Here is a 25,234-nt window from a genome sequence, read left to right as displayed (position 1 = left end):
GAGTGCTTATTATGCGCGTAGCTTTAGTCAGTTATGACAAACCTCAAACAGTTGCATTAGCAGAGGAATTTTTGCGAAAAATTGCCGGAACTGACGTCGTTATCGACGAGGAAAACCCCAACTTGATTGTTACCATTGGTGGTGACGGAACATTGATTTCTGCTTTCCATAAATACAGCCACTTGTTAAATACCGTTCGTTTTATAGGTATCCACACAGGCCATCTGGGGTTTTACACTGACTGGCGCGATTATGAGCTGGATGATATGTTGGAAGGTTTGAAGCAAGACAAGGGCGAAAGCATCAGCTATCCACTATTGGATGTCAGGGTTAAATACAGAGACCAGGAAGAACCCCGACGTTTTTTAGCTTTAAATGAAGTGGTTTTGAAAAAAATCAATGGCACGATGGTTTGCGATATTTTTGTCAAAGATGAGCTTTTTGAAACGTTCAGGGGGGATGGTATTTGTGTGGCTACTCCGACCGGATCGACCGGAATAAGTAAGTCACTGGGAGGGGCTGTCATTCACCCCCGTACTGAAGCGATTCAATTGACCGAGCTGGCCTCTGTCAATAATAGGGTCTATCGAACGTTAAGTTCACCGATGGTTATTGCTAAAGATGAGTGGATTGTCGTGGACCTGGAAGATCAAAATGGTTTGATTTTAAACGTGGATAATTTGACCTTCGAAAATCAACGTATCGAAAAAATTATCTATCGTATCGCAAAAGAACGGGTTCATTTTGCGCGCTACCGGCATACGCACTTCTGGAGCCGGGTTGAGAATGCATTTATCGGAAAAAAAGGGGAAACAGATTACCAGGATGGGAGTCGTTAAATTGCCAAATATACTCATTACTAAGCCATTGAAAGAAAAGCACCATACTTTTATTCAAGAATGTTTACCTGATTACGAGATTCTGACAGAACCTGAAGAAGGTAAATTAGCCGAAACGGAAATTATTATCCACTGGCCCCAAACGATCAATACCTTATGGAAAGAAGGAAAGTTCCCCAAGTTAAAATGGGTGCAAGCAATTTCAGCGGGTATCAATTACTTACCTGTTGCGGAACTGCAAGAAAAAGGCATTATTATAACCAATGCAAGTGGGATCCACAAATATACAATTACGGAGTATGTGATGGGTGCTTTGCTCTATTATTTAAGGGACTACGAACAACTTAAACAAAACCAACACGAGAACAGGTGGAGTCTGGATGTGCGGGTTGAACAGCTCCATGAAAAAACGATGATGATTTTTGGCATTGGTAATATCGGTCGGCAATTAGCGACCGTTGCCAAAGCATTTGGCATGACTGTCATTGGGGTAAACACGAGTGGGAGAACCGTTTCGGAAGTGGATGAAACGCTTGCTCAAGAGGCGAGTAAAAGCCGCTTGAAAGAAGCAGATATTATCGTGAGTATCCTCCCGCAAACACCTGAAACAATTCATTTCTTCAATAAGGAAATTTTTGAGCAGATGAAGCCGGGTACATTGTTCGTGAATGTCGGACGCGGAAGTTCAGTAGATGCAGAAGCATTGGTAGAGGCTTTGGAAAATGACACCCTTGCTTTTGCTGCTTTGGATGTTTTTGAACAGGAACCATTGGAAGCAGACAGTCCTTTATGGCAACATGATAAAATTTTGATTTCGCCACATAACTCAGGGACAGTTGCACACTTCCGTGATGCTTTGTTTACCATTATTGGCCCGAATATGGAAGCTTACGCTCTTAATGGAAAACCAAGCTTGAATGTGATAGACTACGGTAAAAGTTATTAAGATACAAGAAACCTGCGGAATCTTTCGGCAGGTTTTCTGTTGAAAAGAATTGGAGCAAGTTAAGTGATTTATGAATGGTATGTCGAACGGGATCAAGATATCCTGCTACGAACTTTTTTAAGAGAAAAAGGTGTTTCACGGAAGTTGTTGGCCCGTGTCCGCCACCATGGGGGAAAAGCCTGCATTAATGGAGAAACAGCGTACATGCGAGCGCACTTGAAACAAGGGGATTTCATCCAGTTACACGTGCCGGATGAAGGGGAGCATGAAACAACTGTTCCGAGTATGATTCCCATTTCAATTTTATATGAGGATGATCACTTTTTAGTGGTGGACAAGCCGTATGGTGTTGCTTCCATTCCTTCTCGTCAACAACCTGACATGTCGATGGCGAATCGCGTTAAAGGGTATTACCAGTCGCAAAATTATGCAGACCAGGTCATTCATATTGTGACGCGTTTGGACCGGGATACAACAGGCGTGATGTTATTTGCTAAAAGTAAATACAGCCATGCTTTGATGGACCAACAATTAAGAAATAAAACGATTGAAAAAATTTATTATGCCATTTTAACGGAGACGGCGCATTTTCCTTCTGATCATGGCTATATAGACGCGCCGATTGGCCGAACGGAAGATTCCATCATTAATCGGATGGTAAGGGAAGACGGTAAGCCGGCCTTAACGGAGTACTGGATTGAAGAGTCCTTCCCTGAAGGAGAGTTGGTGCGGGTGAAATTGCATACCGGCAGAACGCACCAGATTCGTGTTCACTTTGAACACATGGGGGCACCGCTCCTGGGAGACAGCCTATATGGAGGTCGAGTGGATGAAACCATGAAACGGCAAGCTCTTCACTGCCGAATGGTTTCGTTCATTCATCCTTTTACCAATGAGCCATTCACGATTACCTCGCCATTTCCGGAAGATTTTGAGAACTGGATAGACTTGCAACATGCAAAAGGGGGAATACCAGGTGCAAGAACAACAATATGATTTTGATATTGCTCTAGAATCAGCGCGAATAAAGGAAATTTTATTGGAGGAAGACTTGGATGCCTTCCGTGAAAACTTCCTATCCTATCCTCTCTACGACCAAACACAAATTTATTTGAGTCTGGATCAGGAAGATCGGATGCGTATGTACCACTATTTATCACCCAAAGAAATGTCGGATATGTTCGAGATTTTGGAGGAAGACGTAGAATCCATCGAAATATATTTGATGGAAATGAACAAACAATATGCGGCTGATATGTTGGCGGACATGTATACGGATAACGCGGTCGACATGTTACAACAATTGCCAGCAGAAGTCATACCAACTTATTTGCGTTTGATGGATGCAGAACAAGCTGCCCAAATTCGCGATATCATCCATTACGAAGATGAAACCGCTGGATCCATCATGACAACCGAATTCATTTCCTTGAGGGCCAATCAGACGGTCCGCTCAGCGATGGCTTTGTTGAAAAGTAAATCATCTGATGCAGAAATGATTTACTATTTATATATTGTCAATAATGAAGGCCAATTGGTCGGGGTTTTATCTTTGCGTGATTTAATCATGTCACATGAAGACCGCATGATTCACGACATCATGAGTGATCGGGTCGTGACAGTGTATGTGGATGATGATCAAGAAGATGTTGCCCATATTGCCCGGGATTATGACTTCCTGGCTTTACCTGTTGTCGATGAGAATAATGTATTGCTAGGTATTATAACGGTCGATGATATTTTGGACGTTCTCCACGAAGAAGCCACGAGCGACTACTCAGGTTTGGCGGCGGTAGACGTTGATGAAACCACCTCAAATCCCTTTAAAGCAGCCAGTAAAAGGCTTCCTTGGCTGATTACTTTATTGTTTTTAGGAATGGGTACATCCAGTTTAATCAGTAATTATGAAGATCTTATTTCAGAAGCAGCGATTCTCTCTGTGTTTGTAACCTTGATTACGGGAACGGCCGGAAATGCCGGTACGCAATCCTTGGCGGTTGCAGTTCGCAAGATTGGTCAGCCGGAATCAGAAAAACGAAACTGGATGGCAATGTTGACTCAAGAAACAATGACAGGTCTAATTTCCGGTGTTGTAACGGGATTGGCGATAACGCTTGTCGTTGGTATTTGGCAAAGTAATTTCGTCCTGGGAGGCATTATTGGTTTCTCAATGTTGATGGCAATCACGGTCGCGAATTTAGCTGGAAGTTTGATTCCGATTTTAATGGATAGGATTGGGTTTGATCCGGCTGTTGCCAGTGGTCCCTTTATTTCGACGTTCAGTGACTTAACTTCGGTATTGATTTATTTTAATATCGCCAAATATTTTCTGGAAAATGTATTATAAAAAAACGCTAGTTTCCCACCGTTTTGAGGGGAGACTAGCGTTTTTACAGCTTAAAGCATTTTGTCTACATCGTGATGCAGAATGCCGGCTTCTTCATATTCTTCGCTACAGATAGCATAGCCGAGTTTCTCATAGAAAGGTAAAGCATGGTTTTGGGCACCAAGTACGATGCGTTTGGCACCGGCATCTCGTGCAATACGTTCCATTTCTGCCATTAACTTTTTACCTGACTGCTTTCCACGTTCGCTTTGCAAAACAGCAACCCGTTGTAATTTGTAGTTTTCTTTGTCTAAAGGAAACAAACGGGCTGTAGCAACCGGATTATTGTTCTCATCGTAACCCACCACATGAATACATGAAGATTCTTTCTCATCAATTTCGATTGCTGGGGAGACGTTTTGTTCGATTACAAATACATTCATGCGAATTTCCAGTGCATCTCGATAAATCGCAGATTCTATATCAGTTGTTTGTTGAAATTGTAGCATTGTGCTTCTCTTTTCTATCAAATTTTGTATCTTTTTATTATACACCATTTTACCAATTTAAATATTTGAAATCAATTAACAATTTTTAAGTCTTTTTGGTTGCATTTGTTATAAATACGAGTAGAATTTATATAGTAGCAATTAGGTTGTAAATGATTGTTCACTTATTCATTAATGCAAATTGATTCATGACATAGATAATTGTTCATAATCGTATAATATTTTAGGAGGATTTACGAATGAAAGTAGTAGTAGTTGGATGTACGCATGCGGGAACAGCAGCGGTTAAAACGATCCTATCAGAAAATGCAGGGGCAAATGTTATTGTTTACGAACGTAACGATAACGTGTCTTTCTTATCTTGCGGTATTGCATTATACGTCGGCGGAGTCGTTAAAGATCCAGCAGGCTTGTTCTACTCAAACCCAGAAGAGCTAAAATCTCTAGGCGCTAAAGTAAATATGGAACATGATGTAACAAACATTGATACTGAAAATAAAGTTATCTCTGTGAAAAACTTACAAACAGGTGAAACTTTTGAAGAATCTTACGATAAATTAGTTATGACAACAGGTTCATGGCCAATTATCCCCCCAATCAAAGGAATTAACAGCAAAAACGTTGTACTATGTAAAAACTACAACCAAGCTAAAGAAATCATCGCTCGTAAAACAGATAAAACTAAAATCACTGTTGTTGGTGGTGGATACATTGGTATCGAATTAGTTGAAGCTTTTGCTAACGATGGCAAAGAAGTAACTTTGATTGATGGTTTGGATCGTATCTTGAACAAATATCTGGATTCTGAATTCACTGATATTTTGGAAGATGAATTACGTAACCGTGGCGTTAAAATCCAATTGAACGAACTTGTTCAAGGTTTTGAAGACAATGAAGCAGGCGATATCACAACAGTTACAACAAGTGGTGGCGCTTATGAAGCTGAGCTTGTTATTTTATGTGTTGGTTTCCGTCCAAGCACAGAATTGTTGAAAGACAAAGTGGAAATGTTACCAAACGGTGCAATCATTGTGGATGATTACATGCGTACAAGTAACCCAGATATCTACGCAGCTGGTGATAACTGTGCCGTTAATTATAATCCAAACGGCGGTCATGCTTATATTCCATTGGCAACAAATGCTGTCCGTATGGGTCTCTTGGTTGGTAAAAACATCAATGGACCAAAAATGAAATACCGCGGAACACAATCTACTTCAGGTTTGCACTTGTTTGGATTCAATATTGGTTCAACTGGTGTGACTGATTCAAGCAGCCAAGCTTTCGGATTGGAAACGAAATCTGTCTTATTTGAAGATTTCTACCGCCCAGAGTTCATGCCGACAAACGAAAGAATTCTTATGAAGCTTGTTTATGAAAAAGATACATTGCGTATCGTTGGTGGACAAATCATGTCCAAATATGACGCTACACAATCAGCAAACACTTTATCAGTGGCTATTCAAGCGCGTATGACTATTGAAGATTTGGCTTTGGTAGACTTCTTCTTCCAACCACACTTCGACCGTCCATGGAACTACTTGAACTTGTTAGCCCAAAAAGCTTTGGAACAAGAGAACATGATTGAACATGTAGACGTTGAATCATTTGACGACGCAAAATAAACGTATTGAGTGAGGTGAAGCAATTGCTTCACCTCTTTCTTTACCTAAAAAACGCTTGTAATTTTATTGAATACAAGTAATAATAAAGCTATTAAAAAAATACAAATTGTTTTAAAAGGAGAAAAATTAAATGAACGCAGATCCCGACAGTCAGAATTTAGTGTGGCAGTTGTTATTGGTGGCTTTATTAACATGGGTAAATGCTTTTTTTGCTTCAGCAGAAATGGCTTTTGTGTCTTTGAATAAAAATAAAGTAGCGACCGAGGCCATTAAAGGCGATGAAGACGCACGGAAAGTACTTGCTTTACTTGATAATTCGGATGATTTTTTGGCAACGATTCAAGTAGCTATTACATTGGCAGGTTTTTTATCGAGTGCTTCGGCAGCAAATTCTTTTGCGAATGTCCTGGAACCATACTTAACATTCCTCCCTGGCGCAAAACAACTGGCAGTATTGATTGTGACCATCTTGTTATCCTATATCTCACTTGTATTCGGTGAGTTATTTCCAAAACAAGTCGCGATGCAAAATTCGGAGGAAATTGCCTATCGGGGAGCAGGGGTTATCACGATTGTTCAAAAGTTCATGAAACCTTTTGTGCGCTTGCTTTCTTTCTCTACAAGCCTTCTAGAAAAAATTACACCACTCGATTTTAGTGATAACACCGAAAATTATTCCCGTGAAGAAGTTCAAAGCTTGCTGAAACAAAGTAGCAGTGAAGGGACCATTGAAGCAGATGAGTTTAATATGCTTAAAGGCGTCTTGGCAATGGACAACAAACTTGCGCGAGAAGTCATGGTACCGCGGACGGATACTTTTATGCTGGATATAACCGATGACACGTATGAAAATATCCAAATAGCTTTGGATTCCCCTTATACTCGGATTCCTGTTTACAATGACGATAAAGATGAGGTCATTGGTTTATTACATTTAAAAAATCTTTTAAAAGAATCACGACGTACACCTTTAGAAAAAATTGATTTACGCAAAATTCTTAATCGCCCCTTGTTTGTTCCGGAAACCATCACGACGGATCAGTTGATGGCTGTTTTGAAACGTAGTCATAATCAATTAGCCATTTTACATGATGAGTATGGTGGAATGGTTGGGATTGTGACGTTGGAAGATATTCTGGAAGAAATTGTCGGGGATATTGAAGATGAATACGATGAGACGTATGTATTGATAGAACGAAAAAGTGATAATTATTTCGAAGTAGATGGTGCTACACCACTTTATCGCTTTAATGATTTTTTCCATACCGAGCTTGAATCAACGTTTGTGGATACCATCGCAGGGTATTTGCTAACTGAAGTTGGGATGCTTCCTGAAAATGGTGAGTCTTTAAACATTGAAGTGAATGGGATGGAAATTTCGACTTTGGAATTTGAAAATAATCGATTGGCTAAAGTGGGTGTTCGGTACATCGATGGTTCCCATCATGAAACACCAGAAAGATTGGTTGTGGAAGAGATTCCCAAGAAAACAAACAAACTAAAAGAATAAGCATAGACTCCGGTTAACTCTTCGCGGTTGCCGGAGTTGTTATTTACGTTTATAATGGCAAAGGCGATTCACGAGAATACGAACAGAGAAAGGAATAATCATGGCTCAAACATTACAAGATAAAGTAAACACAAGAAGAACATTTGCGATCATCTCTCACCCGGATGCGGGGAAGACAACTATAACGGAGCAACTGCTATTGTTTGGAGGCGCAATCCGTCAAGCAGGTACAGTAAAAGGGAAAAAATCCGGTAAATTCGCTAAATCAGACTGGATGAAAATCGAACAACAACGGGGTATTTCCGTAACGAGTTCCGTGATGCAAGTAGACTATGATGGGCTACAAATCAATATTTTGGATACCCCTGGTCATGAGGACTTCTCGGAAGATACCTACCGGACTTTAATGGCGGTTGACAGTGCTGTCATGGTTATCGATAGCGGTAAAGGGATTGAACCACAAACCAAGAAACTTTTTAAAGTTTGTCGTATGCGTGGGATTCCGATTTTTACTTTCATTAACAAACTTGATCGAGATGGTCGCGAACCTCTGGATCTGATTGCAGAATTGGAAGAAGTACTGGAAATTGATGCTTATCCGATGAACTGGCCAATGGGGATGGGTAAGAACTTCCTGGGAATTTATGATATTTATAACAACCGTGTGGAGTTAACCCATCCTGAACAAAATGGTGACAATGATTATTTACCTTTGAACGAAGAGGGCGAAATCAGCGGCGATTTTCCAATCAAAGAATCTACTATTTATACGCAAGCGATGGAAGATGTGCTTTTATTGAAAGAGGCAGGAAATGAGTTTGATGAGGAAGCTATTTTGGCCGGAGAATTAACACCAGTATTCTTTGGTTCTGCGTTGACCGGGTTTGGCGTACAGACTTTCCTGGATGCCTATATCGATTTTGCACCAAGTCCGGCTGGTAAAAAGACTGAAGAGGGTGAAGTTATTTCGCCTGCTGCAGAGGATTTAACAGGATTCATTTTTAAGATCCAAGCCAACATGAATCCTGCTCACCGGGACCGTATTGCATTTATGCGTATTTGTTCCGGTGAATTTGAGCCAGGTGTGGATGTGACCATTCATCGTTCTGGTAAGAAATTGAAATTATCACATACCACCCAATTTATGGCTGACTCGCGTGAGACCGTTAAAAGTGCGGTAGCGGGTGACATAATTGGTTTGTATGATACGGGTAATTTACAAATCGGGGATACTCTTTTTGAAGGAAAGAAAGATGTTCAATTTGAAGCACTGCCACAATTTACACCCGAATTGTTCATGAAAGTAACACCTAAAAATGTTATGAAACAAAAATCGTTCTATAAAGGGATTCAACAACTGGTACAAGAGGGAGCAATCCAACTGTATAAAACTTATCATACTGAGGAATTTATTTTGGGTGCTGTAGGTCAGTTGCAGTTTGAAGTATTCCAGTACCGTCTGTTGAATGAATACAATGCTGAAGTGGACATGACTCCTATGGGCTCAAAAATTGCTCGCTGGATTGAGGAAGAGGACTTGGATGTGAATATGTCATCCAGCCGTAACTTGTTATGTAAGGACCGTTTTGACAATCCAGTATTCTTATTTGAGAACCAATTTGCAATGCGTTGGTTTGAAGACAAGTATCCAGAAGTGAAACTGAGAGCCTTACTTTAAAAGGTTCTTGGTTATCTGGTGTTGGTGAAGGAAATGCCCTTCGGCCTGCGTGTTTGCTTGTGTACTGCCGTGGGACCGCCCTGAGCCTTTAGTCTCCGGGCTTGCAAGCCTCAAAGGGGAGGGTGAGACAAAAGTCTCACCCTCTTTCCTGTATACGAATATCTGTATTCTAAACGTGCGACAAAAGGCAGCCCCGACGTCCACTTCACGAATAATGCTCAGATGGCCTGCGACCATCTTGCGCTTATTCGCTCCAGTGGTTCGGGGCTAAACGCCTTTTGTCCCACTTCCCCCTACTTTCGCATTGCATCCTTGACACGGCCACAAGCAACCCCACCGTCCTTCGGGATTTCCGATAAGAATACCTACCAACACCATAAATAATAGAACCTTTTAAAATAAAAAAGCTGCGTGCTGATTATCAGCGCACAGCTTTTTTAATATAAGATAATTCGACAAAGTTGTGTCCAGGCATCACTTCAACATCATCATCAGGCCAAACCGTCAATTTGGAAAGTACAAAATCGATTTCATTTTGTTTTACCCGCCGATTACGGTTTAATAAAATAATGTCTTCGTGTGTCGGGGCACCAGTAAAGATTACGGTAGTCTGGCCAAGCGAATAAACCTTGACGAAATTAGCGTCAGTATTGGCTAATTGCTCCCTGACCAGATCCGGATGGCTGTTTGTTACATCGATCATTTTCATGATAAGCCCCCTTAACTTGTGGAATTATATTCATTATAAACCTTTTTTGTTGATTAAAACAATATAATAAAAAGATATTGATAATAAAAAATCAGTCCTCCGAAATGGAGAGACTGATTTTTAGTTTCAATCTTGCTTTTCGACCTGTACTTCCAACGCTTGTTTAATTTCTATCTCGCCGTTTTCATTGACATCAAACGCGATATTTTTTACAGAAGGGTGGTCAAGGTAGTGATCTGCCACGCGATCTTCGATTTGATCCTGAATGATACGACGTAATGGTCGTGCTCCCATAGCAGGATTGTATCCTAGGTCGATTAGTTTTTCTTTTGCTTTCTCGCTTACGCTGATAACAATCTCTTTATCGGCCAGGGCTTTATTTACATCATTGAGCATCAAGTTCAAGATACTTGTTAAATCCGTCTTAGAAAGAGACTGGAATTCCACGATGGCATCAAAACGGTTGATGAACTCTGGTTTGAAGTAATTTCCCAGCTTGTCTGTAATGGAATGTGTCTTTCCTGAAAGGGCAGCGCCGAATCCGACACTCGCTTCTTGGTCACCCGTTCCGGCATTACTCGTCATGATGATAATTGTATCCTTAAAGCTGACGACACGACCTTGTGAGTCAGTTAAACGGCCATCTTCCAAGATTTGCAGGAAGAGGTGCATCACATCAGGGTGAGCTTTTTCCACTTCGTCTAAGAGCACAATGCTATAAGGATTTCTGCGTACGCGTTCCGTCAATTGTCCAGCTTCCTCGTAACCGACATAACCGGGAGGGGAGCCAATTAATTTAGAAACGGCATGTTTTTCCATGTATTCACTCATATCGAAACGAATGATGGAATCTTCGGTACCGAACATTTCGTTCGCTAATTGACGTGCCAACTCTGTTTTACCAACTCCAGTAGGTCCCACGAATAGGAAAGACCCGATTGGGCGGTTTTTACGTGAAAAGCCTACACGGTTACGACGAATCGCTTTGGCTACTTTATGGATTGCTTCATCCTGCCCGATAACATGAGCTTTCAAATCGCTATCCAAGTGTTTCAACTGCGCTTGTTCTTTTTCTTGCAATTCACCAACCGGGATATTGGTTTTGGTTTCCACAATCACCTGAATGTCTTTTTCCGTTACTAAATTATTATCATCTCCGGAAGTTGGATTTTCTTTCATATTCCGAAGATTAACAATTTGGTCACGGTAGTAAGCAGCTTTCTCATAGTCTTCAGCATTTAGAGCCGCCTCTTTTTCTTTTTCAGCAGTCTCGATGCGTTCGTCTATTTCTTTTGGATCAACAATCTTTAAAGTCAGATTTTTCTTCGAACCGGATTCGTCCAACAAGTCAATGGCTTTATCGGGCAAGAAGCGATCCTGGATATAGCGATGTGAAAGTTTGACTGCTGCTTCCAAAGCTTCATCCGAGTATTTTACGTGGTGGTAATCTTCGTATTTAGGACGGAGACCTTGCAGAATGATCAATGTCTGTTCTGGAGTTGGTTCACTGACACGAACTGGTTGGAAACGACGTTCCAAAGCCGAATCTTTTTCGATTTTGCGGTATTCGTTTAGAGTGGTTGCACCAACTAATTGCAATTCACCACGAGCAAGAGCAGGTTTTAAAATGTTACCGGCATCCATGCTTCCTTCAGCGCTACCAGCACCTACAATTTCATGGATTTCATCAATGAACAAAATGATTTTGTCATTTTGACGGACTTCATCCATTAATTGTTGCATCCGTTCTTCGAATTGACCACGAATTCCTGTACCTTGTACAAGAGAGACCACATCCAAACGAATCAATTCCTTATCCAAAAGTTTTTGGGGAACGTCGCCATCAACGATTTTTTGAGCTAAACCTTCGACAACCGCTGTTTTACCCACACCAGCTTCACCTGTCAAAACAGGATTATTTTTACTACGACGGTTCAGGATTTCAATGACACGCGAAATTTCACTGTCACGACCGATGACGGGGTCAATCATGCCTTGACGTGCTAATTCAGTTAAGTTCACACCGTATTGGCCTAATAAACCACCATCTTTTCCACCGCCATTTCCTTGCTGAGGGCGAGGAGCATTAGGTTGCTGTTGTCCACGATTTTGTTGTTGTGCTTGACGGAACAATTGGTCGAGATCGCCAAATGGATCACCGCTCATTTGATTTCCGAAAAATCCCGGGTTGCGACCTTGGCCACGTGATGCTTTAAGTTGTTGATAACAATTTTGACATAAGTCTATTTTTTGAGTTTGACCATTCAATGATGCATATAAATGGATGGATGCTTCGTTTTGCCCACAATTCATACATTTCATATAATAAACATCCTTTCTGTACCAAGTTTTATTTTTACTTGCACCATTATTATACATTGACCAATTTTGACTTTCAAGCGTTTTGGTCTAATAATAGTCAAATTCTTGGTAAGGTATTAAAAAATCTTAAAACAGTTGTTCTCAACCTTAAAAAATGGTAATCTAAGTCTATGAAAGGGTTCTATTCCTTTACATAGTGGTTTTCACGCGTACTTTATTATATCTAAAAGTCATCGTTTGATGTATAATCGATAGTGTTTAGGAATACTTTCCAAATTCATAACAAAGGGGATCAACATAATGGAGAAAAAAGACTTTCATATTATTGCTGAAACAGGAATCCACGCGAGACCTGCAACATTGTTAGTTCAAACAGCTAGCAAATTTAATTCTGACATCAACCTTGAATATAAAGGTAAATCTGTCAACTTAAAATCTATCATGGGTGTTATGTCTCTTGGTGTAGGCCAAGGCGCTGAAGTAACAATCACTGTTGATGGACAAGACGAAGTTGAAGCAATGGAAGGTATCGTAGAAACGCTTAAAAAGGAAGGATTGGCTGAGTAATGACTAAACAGTTAGTAGGAATTGCCGCTAGTGATGGAATCGCAATCGGAAAAGCATATCTGCTAACGGAGCCAAACTTGTCTTTTGATAGAGTTTCAATTACAGATCCAGAAGGCGAAATCAAACGCCTTCTGGATTCTTTTGAGCGATCAAAAAATGAAATCCAAGGTATCCGTGAGCATGTTGCTATGGCTGTAGGGGAAGAAGAAGCGCAAGTTTTTGACGCCCATTTGATGGTATTAGCAGACCCTGAATTATTTGATGGAATTAAAAATGATATTACAACAAACATGGTAAATGCGGAAACGTCACTGTCCACTGTTGCTAATATGTATATCAGCATGTTTGAAGCTATGGAAGACAATCCATACATGAAAGAACGCGCAGCAGACATTAAAGATGTAACTGAACGTGTAATGGCGCACTTATTGGGAGTTAAAATTCCAAGCCCCGCTACAATCAACCAAGAAGTTGTAATCGTAGCCAAAGATTTGACGCCGAGTGATACAGCACAACTAAATCGTCAATTCGTTAAAGGTTTTGTAACCGATATCGGAGGCCGTACGTCGCACTCTGCTATCATGGCTCGTTCTTTGGAAATTCCAGCTGTTGTTGGAACAAAAGAAGTAACCCAACTTGTTGCTGAAGGCGACATGGTCATCATCGATGGTTTAGAAGGTAATATTGTTATTCGTCCAGACGAAGAAACGATTGCAGCTTATAAACAAAAAGCAGCTGATTTCAAAGCGCAACAAGCTGAATGGGCGAAGTTGAAAGATGCTGAGAGCTTTACTAAAGATGGTAAACAAATTGAAATCGTAGCCAATATTGGTACACCAAAAGATTTAACCGGTGTCAATGAAAATGGTGCGGAAGGAATCGGGTTGTACCGTACTGAGTTCTTGTACATGGACTCTGAGGATTTTCCAACTGAAGACGAGCAATTTGTAGCTTATAAAACGGTTTTGGAAGGGATAAATGGTAAAGCAGTTGTTGTCCGTACAATGGATATCGGTGGCGATAAAGAATTACCATACTTGCAATTACCGGAAGAAATGAACCCATTCCTGGGTTACCGTGCCGTTCGTATTTCCTTGGCTGAAACAGAAATGTTCCGGACACAACTGCGTGCATTATTGCGTGCTTCTGTCTATGGTACATTACGTATCATGTTCCCAATGATTGCAACTCTAAACGAATTCCGTGATGCAAAAGCCATCCTGGAAGAAGAAAAAGCTAATTTGTTGGCTGATGGTATTGAAGTTTCTGATGACATCCAGGTGGGTATCATGATTGAGATTCCAGCGGCTGCTGTTTTGGCACATCAATTTGCCAAAGAAGTTGACTTCTTCAGTATCGGAACAAACGACTTAATTCAATATACTATGGCTGCAGACCGTATGAATGAACGCGTTTCTTATCTATACCAACCATATAACCCATCTATTTTGACGTTATTGAAACATGTTATCGATTCTGCCCATGCAGAAGGTAAATGGGTTGGTATGTGTGGAGAGATGGCAGGCGATCAAACTGCTGTGCCATTGCTATTGGGACTTGGCTTGGACGAGTTCTCAATGAGTGCTTCAAGTGTCTTGAAGACAAGAAGCCTGGTTGCTAAACTGGACTCTAAAGAAATGGAAAAATTGGCAGATAAAGCAATTAATGAATGCGCTACAGTCGAAGAAGTCATTGCTTTAGTTGAAGAAGTAAAAGCAGCAATAAGCTGATAATAGTTCAAAGAGGGTGGGACATAATGTCTTACCCTTTTTTGTATATACGATTTTGGGACTAAAGTTCAATGACAAATTTCAAATTATTGATTATACTTTAAACAAATGGTATTGCTAATTTGAGATTGAGGTGACAACATGAGAATCGGGATGTTCACTGATTCGTATTTCCCCCAAATAAGTGGTGTCTCAACTTCAATTAAAATATTGAAGGATGAGTTAGAAGCAAGAGGCCACGAAGTAATAATTTTCACAACAACGGATCCCAACGCTGTCGAAGAAAAAAATATAGTCCGTCTGACAAGTATACCGTTCTTTTCCTTTAAAGAACGACGTATTGCTGTTAAAGGGTTTTCAAAGGCCTTAAAAGAAGCGCGTAAATATCAAATAGATATTATACACACCCATACAGAGTTCAGTTTGGGTTTGGCTGGAAAATACGTCGCAAAAGTTCTGGATATTCCCAACATCCATACTTATCATACGATGTATGAAAAATATGTTCATTACTTTGCAAAAGGAAAAATCATCCGTAAAAGTGATGTCGGAAGACTGACCCGGATGTTCTGTAACCGTACGTCCGGTATTATCGTACCGAGCCAATTGATGAAAGACATGCTGCTTGAATACGGGGTAAAGACTGAAATTCGCGTCATCCCCACGGGTATTACGATTCCAGCAACAATCCCGAATATTCGGGAAACAATCCGTCCCCAACTTGGTCTGGATAATAATGATTTGGTTTTACTTTCTTTGTCACGTCTCGCTTTCGAGAAGAATCTGCATAAAACCATAGAGGCATTTCCGCAAGTTTTACAAAATTATCCACATGCAAAGCTTGTTTTTGTGGGCGATGGCCCAGCTCGGGATAGTCTGGAATTAATGGTTCAAGACTATGATATCCAGGATTATGTAAGATTTGTGGGTGAGGTCGCTTATCAAGACGTTCCCCGTTACTATCAAATGGCGGATATTTATGTCAATGCATCGGAATCAGAAACACAGGGGCTAACCTATTTAGAAAGTATCGCGAATGGCTGCCCGGTTGTGGCGAAGCGTAATGACTATTTATCCGAAATTATTCGTAACCCTGCTTTAGGATCCCTCTTTGAAAAAGATGAAGATATGGCCGACCACATTATACAAATGGTTCAATATCTAGTCAGCCACGACAGTCAGTGGGATGAAGAAAATCTTCTCCGTGAGATTTCTGCACCAACTTTTTCTAAGCGCGTTCTTAGTTATTATCGAAGCGCCATTGAAAACGAAGTCTTTGAAACGGAAATTAAGAAGCCGATTCTTAAATTCCGGAAGTTTAATCAATTTAATCGCTAAATATCAAACGAAGTGTCAACTCAGGTCGGGAAGCGGCCATGAGTTGACACTTTTATGCTTATTTGGCCATCAATGTTGGGATGCCATCGTCTCTAATGATATACTAAAGCTAAATGAGAGATGTTAACAGGAGGTAAGGATAGATGGGAGAAAAAATAGGTTTTGTCGGTACAGGTGTGATGGGCTCTTCGATGGTTCGTCATCTCCTAAATGCTGGGCACGAAGTCCATGTTTACAATCGCACCAAAAGTAAGACGGATTCACTGATTGAAGCAGGAGCTGTCTGGCAAGATTCACCGGGCGAGGTCATGAAACAAACCAATGTGATTATCACGATTGTGGGATATCCAACAGATGTTGAAGAGACTTATTTTGGGGAAAACGGCATTATTGAAGCCGCTAAACCCGGTGACATCCTGATTGATATGACAACGAGTAAGCCGAGTTTGGCGGTTAAAATTCATGAGGCTGCTAAAGAAAAACAAGTCGAATCATTGGACGCCCCGGTTTCCGGTGGTGATAAGGGGGCTAAGAACGGAACCTTGACAACGATGGTCGGTGGTAATGAGTCAGCTTTTGACAAAGTTAAAGATATTTTGGATGTCTTTTCCAGCAAAGTTATGTTGCAAGGACCAGCAGGAAGTGGTCAACATACAAAAATGGCGAATCAAATAATGATTGCCGGTACCATGACAGGAATGACCGAACTGATGGTATATGCGAAGGCTGCCGGTTTGGACGTGGAACGTGTTATTGAACAGGTGGGGTCGGGTGCGGCGGGAAACTGGTCACTCGAAAACTATTCCCCACGTATTTTAAGCAATGATTATTCACCAGGTTTTTTCGTAAAACATTTCATCAAGGACCTCAAGATTGCACTTGAGGAAGCTGAAGCATTAGGGGTTGATTTGCCGGGCACGAAATTGGCAAAAGACCTCTATGAAAGATTAGCTGACAAAGGATTCGAAAATGACGGTACACAAGCTTTAATTAAACTCTGGTGGGATGAGTGATTTTTGAAAAAAATTAATGCGATACCCGAGAATTAATGCTAGAATGGTAAAGAAGTCAGTCTGGAAAGGGGAAAAATTATGAAACCTTCACAATTATCAGCAATCATCCGACGACTAGAAGTGATGATGGAAGACGACGGAGAAATTGAAGTTCGTCGCTTTGAGAAAGACGGCAACGAGCGCTGCGTTGTAAAATATAACCGTGAATCCCAAATGTTTGAACTAGAAGAGCATGCAAGTGATCAAACGTATCAATTTGATGATTTAGATTTAGTCGCAATTGAAATTTTCGAATTGTTGCAAGACTAAACTATTGGAAAGAGGGGTGGAACGAAGGTTCCGCTCCTTTTAATATACAAAAGTGGAGGGGGATGCACATGGTACCGACGATAAAGATAGGCTTATTAGGTTTTGGAACAGTGGGAAGTGGTGTCTATCACATGCTGACTGAAAACAAAACAAAAATTGCGCAAAAAAAACATGTATGTTTTGAAGTCAGTAAAATTTTAGTGGGAAATATATCCAAATATCAATCAGAAATCGAAAAAGGGTTACCCATTACCACAGAATTTTCCGAAATTCTGGCAGACAACAGTATCGAAATTGTTGTAGAAGTTATGGGAAGTGCAGAAACCGCACGGGAGTATATTATTCAATCGCTTGAGGCCGGCAAGAATGTGGTGACGGCCAATAAAGACGCCTTGGCACTATATGGTGATGAGTTGACTCGAATTGCGAAAGAAAATGGAAAAGATTTATTATTTGAAGCCAGTGTTGCTGGTGGAATTCCCATTATCCGGACCTTAACAGACAGCTACATTGCTGATAATATCCAAGAAATCAGTGGCATCATTAATGGCACGACAAATTTTATTATCAGCCGCATGAATGACGAAAAAGAAAGTTACCAAGAAGCGCTGGCATTAGCTCAAGAACGCGGATTTGCGGAAGCAGACCCGACAGGCGATGTAGAGGGGCTGGATGCAGCCCGCAAGTTGATTATTTTGGTTAAATTGGCGTTCGGGTACCGTTTAGCCATGAGCGATTTTCCCATCGAAGGTATCACGCATGCTACCCTGGAGGATTTTGCAGCGGCAGAGGCACTTGGCTATACCCTCAAATTGATAGGAACCGCGAAGAGAATGAACAACGACTTCCAGGCACGGGTGGGTATGCATTTGATTCCCACTTCGCATCCTTTGGCAATGGTTAAAAATGAGTATAATGGTGTCTTTGTAAAAGGTGAAGCTATTGGAGAAACCATGCTTTACGGACCTGGTGCTGGAAGTTTACCCACAGCCAATAGTGTCGTCTCCGATATTTTAACCGTGAGCGATCATATAAGTGGCCATCAGACAGGGAAGTTTATGCCCCTAATTTCTGAAAATCACGAATGGCACAAACCGGAAACGTTATTTTTGGATGCTTTACTAAGGGTAAAAAATAATGAAAGCTTGCTTGCTGCTTTGCAATCTGCGCATCTTTCATTTAAACCTCACGGTAAACATTATCTTATGTTATTTGGCATCTCCGAAAGCCAATTAACAGATTTACAGGATTTAGATGAAATAGAAGCTATTTTTAGAAAGTTATAAAGAGGATGATATTATGACACGTATTCTTGTACCGGCAACATCTGCTAATCTGGGCCCTGGGTTTGATTCGTTTGGAGTAGCTGTCTCTTTATATTTGGAACTTGAGATACTGGAGCCTGCTGATGAATGGCACATCGCTCATGAATTGGAAGGTGATATTCCAACAGATGTTACGAATCTCATTATCCAGACTGCATTGGAAATCGCACCGGATTTACAACCGCATAAATTAAAAATGACTTCGGAAATCCCCTCAGCTCGTGGATTAGGGAGTAGTTCAGCTGCCATTGTAGCAGGGATCGAATTGGCTAACCATCTTGATGGCCTGAATATGTCAGCAGACGAAAAAATTCAGATTGCTTCTAGAATCGAAGGACATCCTGACAATGTCATGCCTGCTATCGTGGGGGACTTTGTTGTGGGAGCGATTATTGAAAAACATGTTTATTGGAAACAAATTTCATTTCCAGAAGCGGTAATGGTCACAACCATTCCAAATCGCGAGCTAAAGACCACTGAAAGCAGATCGGTCCTACCGAATAACTTAGCGTTCGGGGATGCTGTTCAAGCGAGCAGTATTGCCAATATTTTATTGGCTTCCCTCCAACAAGGGGATTTGGCTATGGCAGGGAAACTGATGGAGCATGATATGTTCCATGAACCATACCGTAGTACCTTAATTTCGGAAGTAGAGCATATCAGAAAAATAGGTCATGAAGAAAAAGCTTTTGGCACGTACTTGAGTGGTGCAGGCACAACGGTTTTGACGGTTGTTGCTCCAGAATACACGGAAGCATTTGTAAAACGTGTGAAAAATGAATTGCCTGACTGCCTCGTACAACAAACGACAGTGGATAAAGAAGGCGTTCGCATCGTACAAGGAGAGTAAACGTTTCGTTCACTCTCCTTGTATTTCTTTGCTATTCTTCTATAATAAAGGTAAAATAAAATGCTTGATGTGAAATGACAGAGGAGAGTATATGCTAGAAAATTTTAAACCAACATGGATGGTGGAAAGTATCTATCAAATTTCACCAGAAAAACTAAAGAAACACCAAATTAAAGCTGTATTTGCAGATTTGGATAACACCTTGGTTGCCTGGAATAATCCGAATGGGACGCCTGAGTTGCTTGCCTGGATTGAGGAAGTAAAAGCAAGCGGAATTCCAGTTGTGATTGTCTCAAATAACAAAGACAAGAGAATTAAGGTAATAGCAGATCATTTGGGCTTATATTATATCGCCCGGGCATTTAAACCTTCAAAAATTGGGTATAGGAGAGCTGCCAAGAAAGTTAATTTCCCCTTGGAAAACTGCGTTATGGTTGGTGATCAGTTAATCACGGATATTCAAGGTGCCAACCGCGCAGGGGTCCGCAGCATTCTGGTTCGACCAATCATTGAATCGGATGCATGGAATACCAGTATTAACAGATTTTTCGAACGGTTTATTATGCGGCATTTGTTACATAAAGACCCTGATATGAAATGGAGGAACGAACTTGACTGAAGAAGAATTATTTTGTATTGGCTGTGGAGCCAAAATCCAAACCGAAAACTCTGATGAACGAGGATACACTCCTAAAAGTGCGCTCGCAAAAGGTTTGGAAACAGGTCAAATATTATGCCAACGTTGTTTCCGTCTCCGTCACTATAATCAACTTGAAAAAGTTGAAGCAACAGACGATGAATTCCTCGCGATGCTAAATAGTATCGGTGATGAAGATGCGTTGGTAGTTAAAGTTGTTGATATTTTTGATATGTACGGCAGTATGATTCCTGGTTTGCATCGTTTTGTTGGTAAAAACCCTATTTTATTGGTAGGGAACAAAGTGGATGTTTTGCCAAAATCGGTCAAACATTCACGTGTTAAACATTGGATGATGAAACAAGCACATGCCGCTGGTTTGAGACCTGTTGATGTCATGTTGGTGAGTGGTAAAAAGGCAACTTATATTGATGACTTGCTGAAAATGATTGAGGATTTGCGCGAAGGACGCAACGTTTACGTTGTTGGCGTTACAAACGTTGGTAAATCGACGATTATGAACCAAATCATTAAAGCGGCCACTGGAAATAATGAAGATGTTATTACGACATCCAGATTCCCAGGGACTACTTTAGATCAAATTCGTATTCCATTGGATGATGGCACGAGTTTAATTGATACGCCGGGGATTATTCACCGTCATCAAATGGCCCATGTATTATCTGAAAAGGATTTACATCTTGTGTCTCCTCAAAAAGAATTGAAACCTATGAATTATCAATTAAATCCAGGACAAACTTTATTCTTGGGAGCTATTGCACGTTTTGATTATATTTCCGGAGAGCGGGCTTCATTCACCAGCTATTTTTCAAATGATTTGAAAATCCATCGTACCAAATTGGAAAAAGCGGATGAATTCTACGCTAAGCATAAAGGTGGCTTACTGCAGCCACCAAGTGAAGCGGATCTTGATGATTTCCCTAAATTGGTTAGACGTGAATTTTTCATTAAAGAACCATCTGATATCGTCTACTCAGGATTAGGATGGATTTCAGTCCATCAACCAGGAAAAATAGCCGTTTGGGTACCGGAAGGCGTTGACGCGGTTATCCGCGAACCAATTATATAGAATTGAGGAAAATTATGGAATTAAGAGGAAAGCAAAAACAATTTTTAAAGAAAGAAGCGCATCATCTACAACCTATTATCCAAATCGGAAAAGCAGGTTTGTCCGATGAAATCATTCGTTTGATTGATGAAGCTTTGGAAAAACGTGAATTAATCAAGATTAACCTATTGCAAAATACAGATGAAGTTGCTTCTGACGTCGCTTCTGAGGTTGCGGAACGAATTGATGCGACTGTCGTACAACAAATCGGTAAAACAATCATTTTCTTCCGTGAATCTACTAAAGAGAAATATCAAAATATTTCTGTAAAAGTTAAAAAGATCTAACATCAGAAAGGTGAATGGCATGGTCAATCTATTAAACGTGGTCGATAAGCTTGATTTCTTTGTACTCGCCGAGACCGAACCGCTTGAGATAATGCCTGAACGGAGACGTGTCGGCATTTTGGGAGGGACGTTTAATCCGCCTCATCTTGGTCATCTTATCATGGCTGAACAAGCTGGGAAGCAACTCGGGCTTGATAAAGTCTGTTTTATGCCCGATGCCGAGCCACCGCATGTCGATCGTAAGCCATTCATCGCCGGGAAACACCGGGCTGAAATGGTAAGGCGCAGTATTTCCGGAAACGCCTTGTTTGAACTGGAGGACATCGAATTAAAGCGAGGCGGAAAAAGCTATACTTTTGAAACGATGAAAGAACTGACGGCTAAAAACCCTGATACCGACTATTATTTCATCATCGGTGGAGATATGGTTGAATACTTGCCTAAGTGGTATCGAATCGATGAATTGGTCACCATGGTCAACTTTGTTGGCGTGGCTAGACCAGGTTATCCTAAGACGAGCGCTTACCCGATTATTTGGGTAGATTCCCCGGAAGTTGCCATCAGTTCAACGGAAATTCGTAAAATGGTTAAAAACGGGCAATCCATTCGTTATGTCGTTCCTGAAGAGGTCGAGCAATACATTATGGAAGAGGGGCTGTACCTTGACTAACCGTTATACGAATTGGGAACGTGAGGCGCTTCTGGAGGCAGTCTTTAAGCGTGTAAAAAAATCTCGTTATGCGCATATTCTGCGTGTGGAAGAAAAGGCCATTGCGCTGGCAGAACAATACGGGGCTGATGTAGAAGCCTGCCAATTAGCAGCTTTATTGCATGATTACGCCAAGGATATGCAGCGTGAGGAAATAGAAGAGATTAAAAAAAATGCCAAGATTGATGAGGAAATGTTGGCATTTGGCAGTGAGATCTGGCATGGACCAGCTGGGGCATATTTTGCCAAGGAAACTTTCGGGATTAAAAATCCTGAAGTACTGGAAGCTATTTATCAACACACTATTGGTGGCGTTGAGATGAGCCTGGTTGGGAAAGTCTTGTTTATCGCGGATTACATCGAAGAGGGCCGTACATTCCCGGGCGTAGAACGGGCACGGGAGCTGGCCGAAACCAATCTTGATGCAGCAGCATTATATAAAATTAAGCAAACATTGATTCATCTAGTGAACCAGGAGAAATTAATTTACCCGGGAACCTTGACGGTATATAATCAGTGGGTGCAAAAAATGGAGGGTTAATAATTTGAATAGTGAACAAATTTTAGAAGTTGTCGTTAAAGCAGCCGATGACAAATTGGCTGAAAATATCGTAGTTATGGACGTACGGGGTCTGACTTCCTTAGGGGACTATTTTGTCGTGATGAATGGTCGCAACGAGCGTCAAATGGGCGCAATTGTTGATGGCATTGTGCAATCCGTTCACAAAAACAATATCGAAGTAAAAAATCAGGAAGGAAAAGATTCAGGTGCGTGGACGTTGATCGATTTGAATGATGTTATAGTCCATGTTTTCAGTTCTGATGAACGCTCCTACTATAATTTGGAGAAACTATGGAGTGACGCACCATTAGTGGATATTTCTGAATGGACTAATGAACAATGAGTTACCAAATCTTCTCCTATTTTTATGATAAGGTGATGGATCAATCTGTTTATGATGATTGGATGGCATATATCGAAAAATACCGCCCAAATGCGACAGGACTGGATATTCTGGAACTCGCTTGCGGAACAGGTCAAGTAGCCGTTCAGCTAGCCAAAGCCGGACACCATGTAACGGGGTTCGACCTTTCAGAAGATATGTTGGTCTTGGCGCAAGAACGGATGACAACTGAGGGTGTTGCTTTTGAACTTTTACAGGGAGATATGCGCGAATTGGCTGATATTGGACAGTACGATGTCTGCACGTGTTTTTCTGACTCCTTATGTTATCTTAGCGAAGAAAGTGACTTAGAAGCTGTTTTTGAGGGTGTTTATGCGAATTTGAATAAGGACGGCTTGTTCTTGTTTGATGTTCATTCATTATTCCAGGTGGACCACGTTTTTCCTGGTTATCAATATATTTATCAGGATGAAAAGGACGTTTTCCTTTGGGAGAGCTTTGAAGGGGAAACAGCGCATTCCGTTGAACATCTCCTGACATTTTTTGTTGAGAACGAGGACGGCTCTTTCAAAAGGTTGCAGGAATTGCATGAAGAACGTGTTTTCGAAATAAAAATTTATAAAAAATTACTTGAAAAAGCCGGTTTTAAAAAAGTGGAGATAACAGCTGACTTTGGTCGCGAAGCTGTTACAGAAACGAGTCCACGTTGGTTCTTTGCTTGTCAAAAATAAACCATTAACGAAGGAGGAAGCGATGAAAAGTTGTGGCGTTATTGCAGAGTATAACCCTTTTCATAACGGCCATCGTTTCCAATTAGAAGCTGCCCGGAAAAATTCGGGAGCAGAGGTGATGGTTGTAGCGATGAGTGGCAATTTTACACAACGCGGCGAACCGGCTATTTTCGATAAATGGCAACGTGCTAGAACGGCGCTGGAAAATGGTGCGGATCTTGTTTTGGAACAATCCATCCTCGGTAGCGTGCAGGCCACGGATTTCTTTGCCAAAGCGGGCGTACGGTTGCTTCAGCAAGTAGGATGCAACTTTATATCGTTCGGGGCGGAAAATGGTTCCTCGGATGAATTTGATGCGTTAGCGAAGCAATTGGTTGAACAACAAAGTCAAATCAATGAAAAATTCCGAGATTTACGCAATGATGGCCGGACCTATGCAGCCCAAATGAGTGATGCTATTGAAGCAGCGGTTGGGAAGGTAAACATTCATTTATCTGAACCGAATAATCAGTTGGCGCTTGCTTACTTGCAAGAAAATATTCTATACAAGCAACCGATGCAGCCCTTTGTGATTCAGCGAATGGGGGCAGGGCATAATGATCGGGATGGAGATGAATCCAAACAAGCAAGTGGCACCCATATCCGTTCATTGCTCCTGAAAAATGATTATGGTAACCTGGATTTATGGGTTCCTGACAGTCATTTGTTGCGGAAGGGAAAAGCTATTAGTTGGGAAGATTTCTGGCCGTATTTGAAATACCAGCTCCTTATCCAGGATACAAATCAGCTGCGGAATATTTATCAAATGGAAGAGGGAATTGAGTTCCGTTTGAAAAAATTCATTTCGGAAGCTGCGTCTTTTGCTGAATTTATGCATATGGTTAAAAATAAACGCTGGACGTGGGTAAGGTTACAAAGGCTGTGTCTTTATATTTTGCTTGGTGTGACGCGAGCAGAAGTTGAACACTATTTTAGTGAAATTCCGCCCGTAAGGATATTGGGTTTTAATGAAATCGGAAAACGTTATTTGAATCAAATAAAAAATCAAGAAACGTTTACTTTTATTACAAATATTAATAAAAAAACAGCTGAAAAATTAGTCGTGGAAATTCGTAGTGATGCTGTCTATGCCTTAAAAGGTGACAAAGAGCAGAATTTCAGGCGTTCGCCAATTATTATTCTTTAACCTGTCAAACTTTTCATAAGGTTGTAAAGGAAAATACATTGACAAACAATTTTT

25 protein-coding genes are annotated in these 25,234 nt (G+C 40.9%); 22 read left to right on the top strand and 3 right to left on the bottom strand.

Annotated elements, in window-relative coordinates:
- The first annotated feature begins 11 nt into the window (after positions 1 to 11).
- From ACTVAI_RS01915 to mgtE, 4 genes are all read left to right on the top strand, one after another.
- On the top strand, positions 12 to 839 hold the full coding sequence (locus ACTVAI_RS01915) for an NAD kinase (RefSeq protein WP_443473655.1): 828 nt from the start codon (positions 12 to 14) through the stop codon (positions 837 to 839).
- A 1-nt stretch (position 840) separates the two neighbouring features.
- A complete protein-coding gene (locus tag ACTVAI_RS01910; RefSeq protein ID WP_443473656.1) occupies positions 841 to 1,785 on the top strand; it encodes an NAD(P)-dependent oxidoreductase in 945 nt (314 codons plus the stop codon).
- Between the two features lie 63 nt (positions 1,786 to 1,848).
- Positions 1,849 to 2,781 carry an RluA family pseudouridine synthase gene (locus ACTVAI_RS01905; RefSeq protein ID WP_443473657.1) on the top strand — a complete coding sequence of 311 codons (933 nt, stop codon included), beginning with the start codon at positions 1,849 to 1,851 and terminating at the stop codon, positions 2,779 to 2,781.
- On the top strand, positions 2,741 to 4,132 hold the full coding sequence (gene mgtE / locus ACTVAI_RS01900) for a magnesium transporter (protein WP_443485749.1): 1,392 nt from the start codon (positions 2,741 to 2,743) through the stop codon (positions 4,130 to 4,132). Before ACTVAI_RS01905 ends, mgtE begins: the two co-directional genes overlap by 41 nt.
- A gap of 50 nt (positions 4,133 to 4,182) precedes the next feature.
- Here the strand turns inward: mgtE and ACTVAI_RS01895 are convergent, their stop codons facing one another.
- Positions 4,183 to 4,620, bottom strand: a complete 438-nt coding sequence (locus tag ACTVAI_RS01895) for a GNAT family N-acetyltransferase (RefSeq protein ID WP_443473659.1) — start codon at positions 4,618 to 4,620, stop codon at positions 4,183 to 4,185.
- 239 nt (positions 4,621 to 4,859) lie between these two features.
- Between ACTVAI_RS01895 and ACTVAI_RS01890 the strand changes: the two genes are divergently transcribed.
- From ACTVAI_RS01890 to ACTVAI_RS01880, 3 genes are all read left to right on the top strand, one after another.
- Positions 4,860 to 6,245, top strand: coding sequence for an FAD-dependent oxidoreductase (locus ACTVAI_RS01890; RefSeq protein WP_443473660.1), 1,386 nt, complete (start codon positions 4,860 to 4,862; stop codon positions 6,243 to 6,245).
- A gap of 130 nt (positions 6,246 to 6,375) precedes the next feature.
- Positions 6,376 to 7,755 (top strand): hemolysin family protein, encoded by a 1,380-nt coding sequence (locus ACTVAI_RS01885; RefSeq protein WP_443473661.1) that lies wholly within the window; start codon positions 6,376 to 6,378, stop codon positions 7,753 to 7,755.
- 100 nt (positions 7,756 to 7,855) lie between these two features.
- The gene (locus tag ACTVAI_RS01880; RefSeq protein WP_443473662.1) at positions 7,856 to 9,433 is read left to right on the top strand and encodes a peptide chain release factor 3; all 1,578 of its coding nucleotides are present in this window, start codon (positions 7,856 to 7,858) and stop codon (positions 9,431 to 9,433) included.
- 421 nt (positions 9,434 to 9,854) lie between these two features.
- Here ACTVAI_RS01880 and ACTVAI_RS01875 read toward each other — a convergent pair whose 3' ends face one another.
- Together ACTVAI_RS01875 and ACTVAI_RS01870 are read right to left on the bottom strand one after the other, a co-directional pair.
- The gene (locus ACTVAI_RS01875; protein ID WP_443473663.1) at positions 9,855 to 10,142 is read right to left on the bottom strand and encodes a DUF1827 family protein; all 288 of its coding nucleotides are present in this window, start codon (positions 10,140 to 10,142) and stop codon (positions 9,855 to 9,857) included.
- Positions 10,143 to 10,268: 126 nt separating this feature from the next.
- The gene (locus ACTVAI_RS01870; RefSeq protein WP_443473664.1) at positions 10,269 to 12,464 is read right to left on the bottom strand and encodes an AAA family ATPase; all 2,196 of its coding nucleotides are present in this window, start codon (positions 12,462 to 12,464) and stop codon (positions 10,269 to 10,271) included.
- 300 nt (positions 12,465 to 12,764) lie between these two features.
- Between ACTVAI_RS01870 and ACTVAI_RS01865 the strand changes: the two genes are divergently transcribed.
- The 15 genes from ACTVAI_RS01865 (at position 12,765) to ACTVAI_RS01795 (ending at position 25,180) form a co-directional block, all read left to right on the top strand.
- Positions 12,765 to 13,031, top strand: a complete 267-nt coding sequence (locus ACTVAI_RS01865) for a phosphocarrier protein HPr (protein ID WP_443473665.1) — start codon at positions 12,765 to 12,767, stop codon at positions 13,029 to 13,031.
- A complete protein-coding gene (gene ptsP, locus ACTVAI_RS01860; protein ID WP_443485748.1) occupies positions 13,031 to 14,761 on the top strand; it encodes a phosphoenolpyruvate--protein phosphotransferase in 1,731 nt (576 codons plus the stop codon). Before ACTVAI_RS01865 ends, ptsP begins: the two co-directional genes overlap by 1 nt.
- Positions 14,762 to 14,902: 141 nt before the next feature.
- Positions 14,903 to 16,099 carry a glycosyltransferase family 4 protein gene (locus tag ACTVAI_RS01855; protein WP_443485747.1) on the top strand — a complete coding sequence of 399 codons (1,197 nt, stop codon included), beginning with the start codon at positions 14,903 to 14,905 and terminating at the stop codon, positions 16,097 to 16,099.
- Positions 16,100 to 16,242: 143 nt separating this feature from the next.
- Entirely contained in the window at positions 16,243 to 17,112 is an 870-nt protein-coding gene (locus tag ACTVAI_RS01850; protein ID WP_443473668.1) for an NAD(P)-dependent oxidoreductase, read from the top strand.
- 78 nt (positions 17,113 to 17,190) lie between these two features.
- Positions 17,191 to 17,421, top strand: coding sequence for a YkuJ family protein (locus ACTVAI_RS01845; protein WP_443473669.1), 231 nt, complete (start codon positions 17,191 to 17,193; stop codon positions 17,419 to 17,421).
- 68 nt (positions 17,422 to 17,489) lie between these two features.
- Positions 17,490 to 18,707: a homoserine dehydrogenase gene (locus ACTVAI_RS01840; protein ID WP_443473670.1), complete on the top strand. Its 1,218-nt coding sequence runs from the start codon at positions 17,490 to 17,492 to the stop codon at positions 18,705 to 18,707.
- Positions 18,708 to 18,720: 13 nt separating this feature from the next.
- Positions 18,721 to 19,596 carry a homoserine kinase gene (gene thrB / locus ACTVAI_RS01835; protein ID WP_443485746.1) on the top strand — a complete coding sequence of 292 codons (876 nt, stop codon included), beginning with the start codon at positions 18,721 to 18,723 and terminating at the stop codon, positions 19,594 to 19,596.
- Between the two features lie 91 nt (positions 19,597 to 19,687).
- Complete coding sequence (locus ACTVAI_RS01830) at positions 19,688 to 20,215, top strand: YqeG family HAD IIIA-type phosphatase (protein ID WP_443473672.1); 528 nt, start codon at positions 19,688 to 19,690, stop codon at positions 20,213 to 20,215.
- Positions 20,208 to 21,323, top strand: a complete 1,116-nt coding sequence (gene yqeH / locus ACTVAI_RS01825) for a ribosome biogenesis GTPase YqeH (protein WP_443473673.1) — start codon at positions 20,208 to 20,210, stop codon at positions 21,321 to 21,323. The genes ACTVAI_RS01830 and yqeH overlap by 8 nt, the downstream gene beginning before the upstream one ends.
- A gap of 14 nt (positions 21,324 to 21,337) precedes the next feature.
- Positions 21,338 to 21,649 carry a ribosome assembly RNA-binding protein YhbY gene (yhbY, locus tag ACTVAI_RS01820; protein ID WP_443473674.1) on the top strand — a complete coding sequence of 104 codons (312 nt, stop codon included), beginning with the start codon at positions 21,338 to 21,340 and terminating at the stop codon, positions 21,647 to 21,649.
- 91 nt (positions 21,650 to 21,740) lie between these two features.
- Positions 21,741 to 22,319: a nicotinate-nucleotide adenylyltransferase gene (locus tag ACTVAI_RS01815; RefSeq protein ID WP_443473675.1), complete on the top strand. Its 579-nt coding sequence runs from the start codon at positions 21,741 to 21,743 to the stop codon at positions 22,317 to 22,319.
- Positions 22,312 to 22,899, top strand: a complete 588-nt coding sequence (gene yqeK, locus ACTVAI_RS01810) for a bis(5'-nucleosyl)-tetraphosphatase (symmetrical) YqeK (RefSeq protein WP_443473676.1) — start codon at positions 22,312 to 22,314, stop codon at positions 22,897 to 22,899. The genes ACTVAI_RS01815 and yqeK overlap by 8 nt, the downstream gene beginning before the upstream one ends.
- 4 nt (positions 22,900 to 22,903) lie before the next feature.
- The gene (rsfS, locus tag ACTVAI_RS01805) at positions 22,904 to 23,263 is read left to right on the top strand and encodes a ribosome silencing factor (protein ID WP_443473677.1); all 360 of its coding nucleotides are present in this window, start codon (positions 22,904 to 22,906) and stop codon (positions 23,261 to 23,263) included.
- Positions 23,260 to 23,994 (top strand): class I SAM-dependent DNA methyltransferase, encoded by a 735-nt coding sequence (locus ACTVAI_RS01800; protein WP_443473678.1) that lies wholly within the window; start codon positions 23,260 to 23,262, stop codon positions 23,992 to 23,994. The genes rsfS and ACTVAI_RS01800 overlap by 4 nt, the downstream gene beginning before the upstream one ends.
- 22 nt (positions 23,995 to 24,016) lie before the next feature.
- Complete coding sequence (locus ACTVAI_RS01795) at positions 24,017 to 25,180, top strand: nucleotidyltransferase (RefSeq protein WP_443485745.1); 1,164 nt, start codon at positions 24,017 to 24,019, stop codon at positions 25,178 to 25,180.
- Positions 25,181 to 25,234: the final 54 nt, after the last annotated feature.

Source organism: Jeotgalibaca sp. A127 (assembly GCF_052266745.1).
In the GTDB taxonomy this organism is placed as follows: domain Bacteria; phylum Bacillota; class Bacilli; order Lactobacillales; family Aerococcaceae; genus Jeotgalibaca.
Note: the sequence above shows the minus strand (reverse complement) of the source record. Positions and strands in the feature narration are given on the sequence as shown.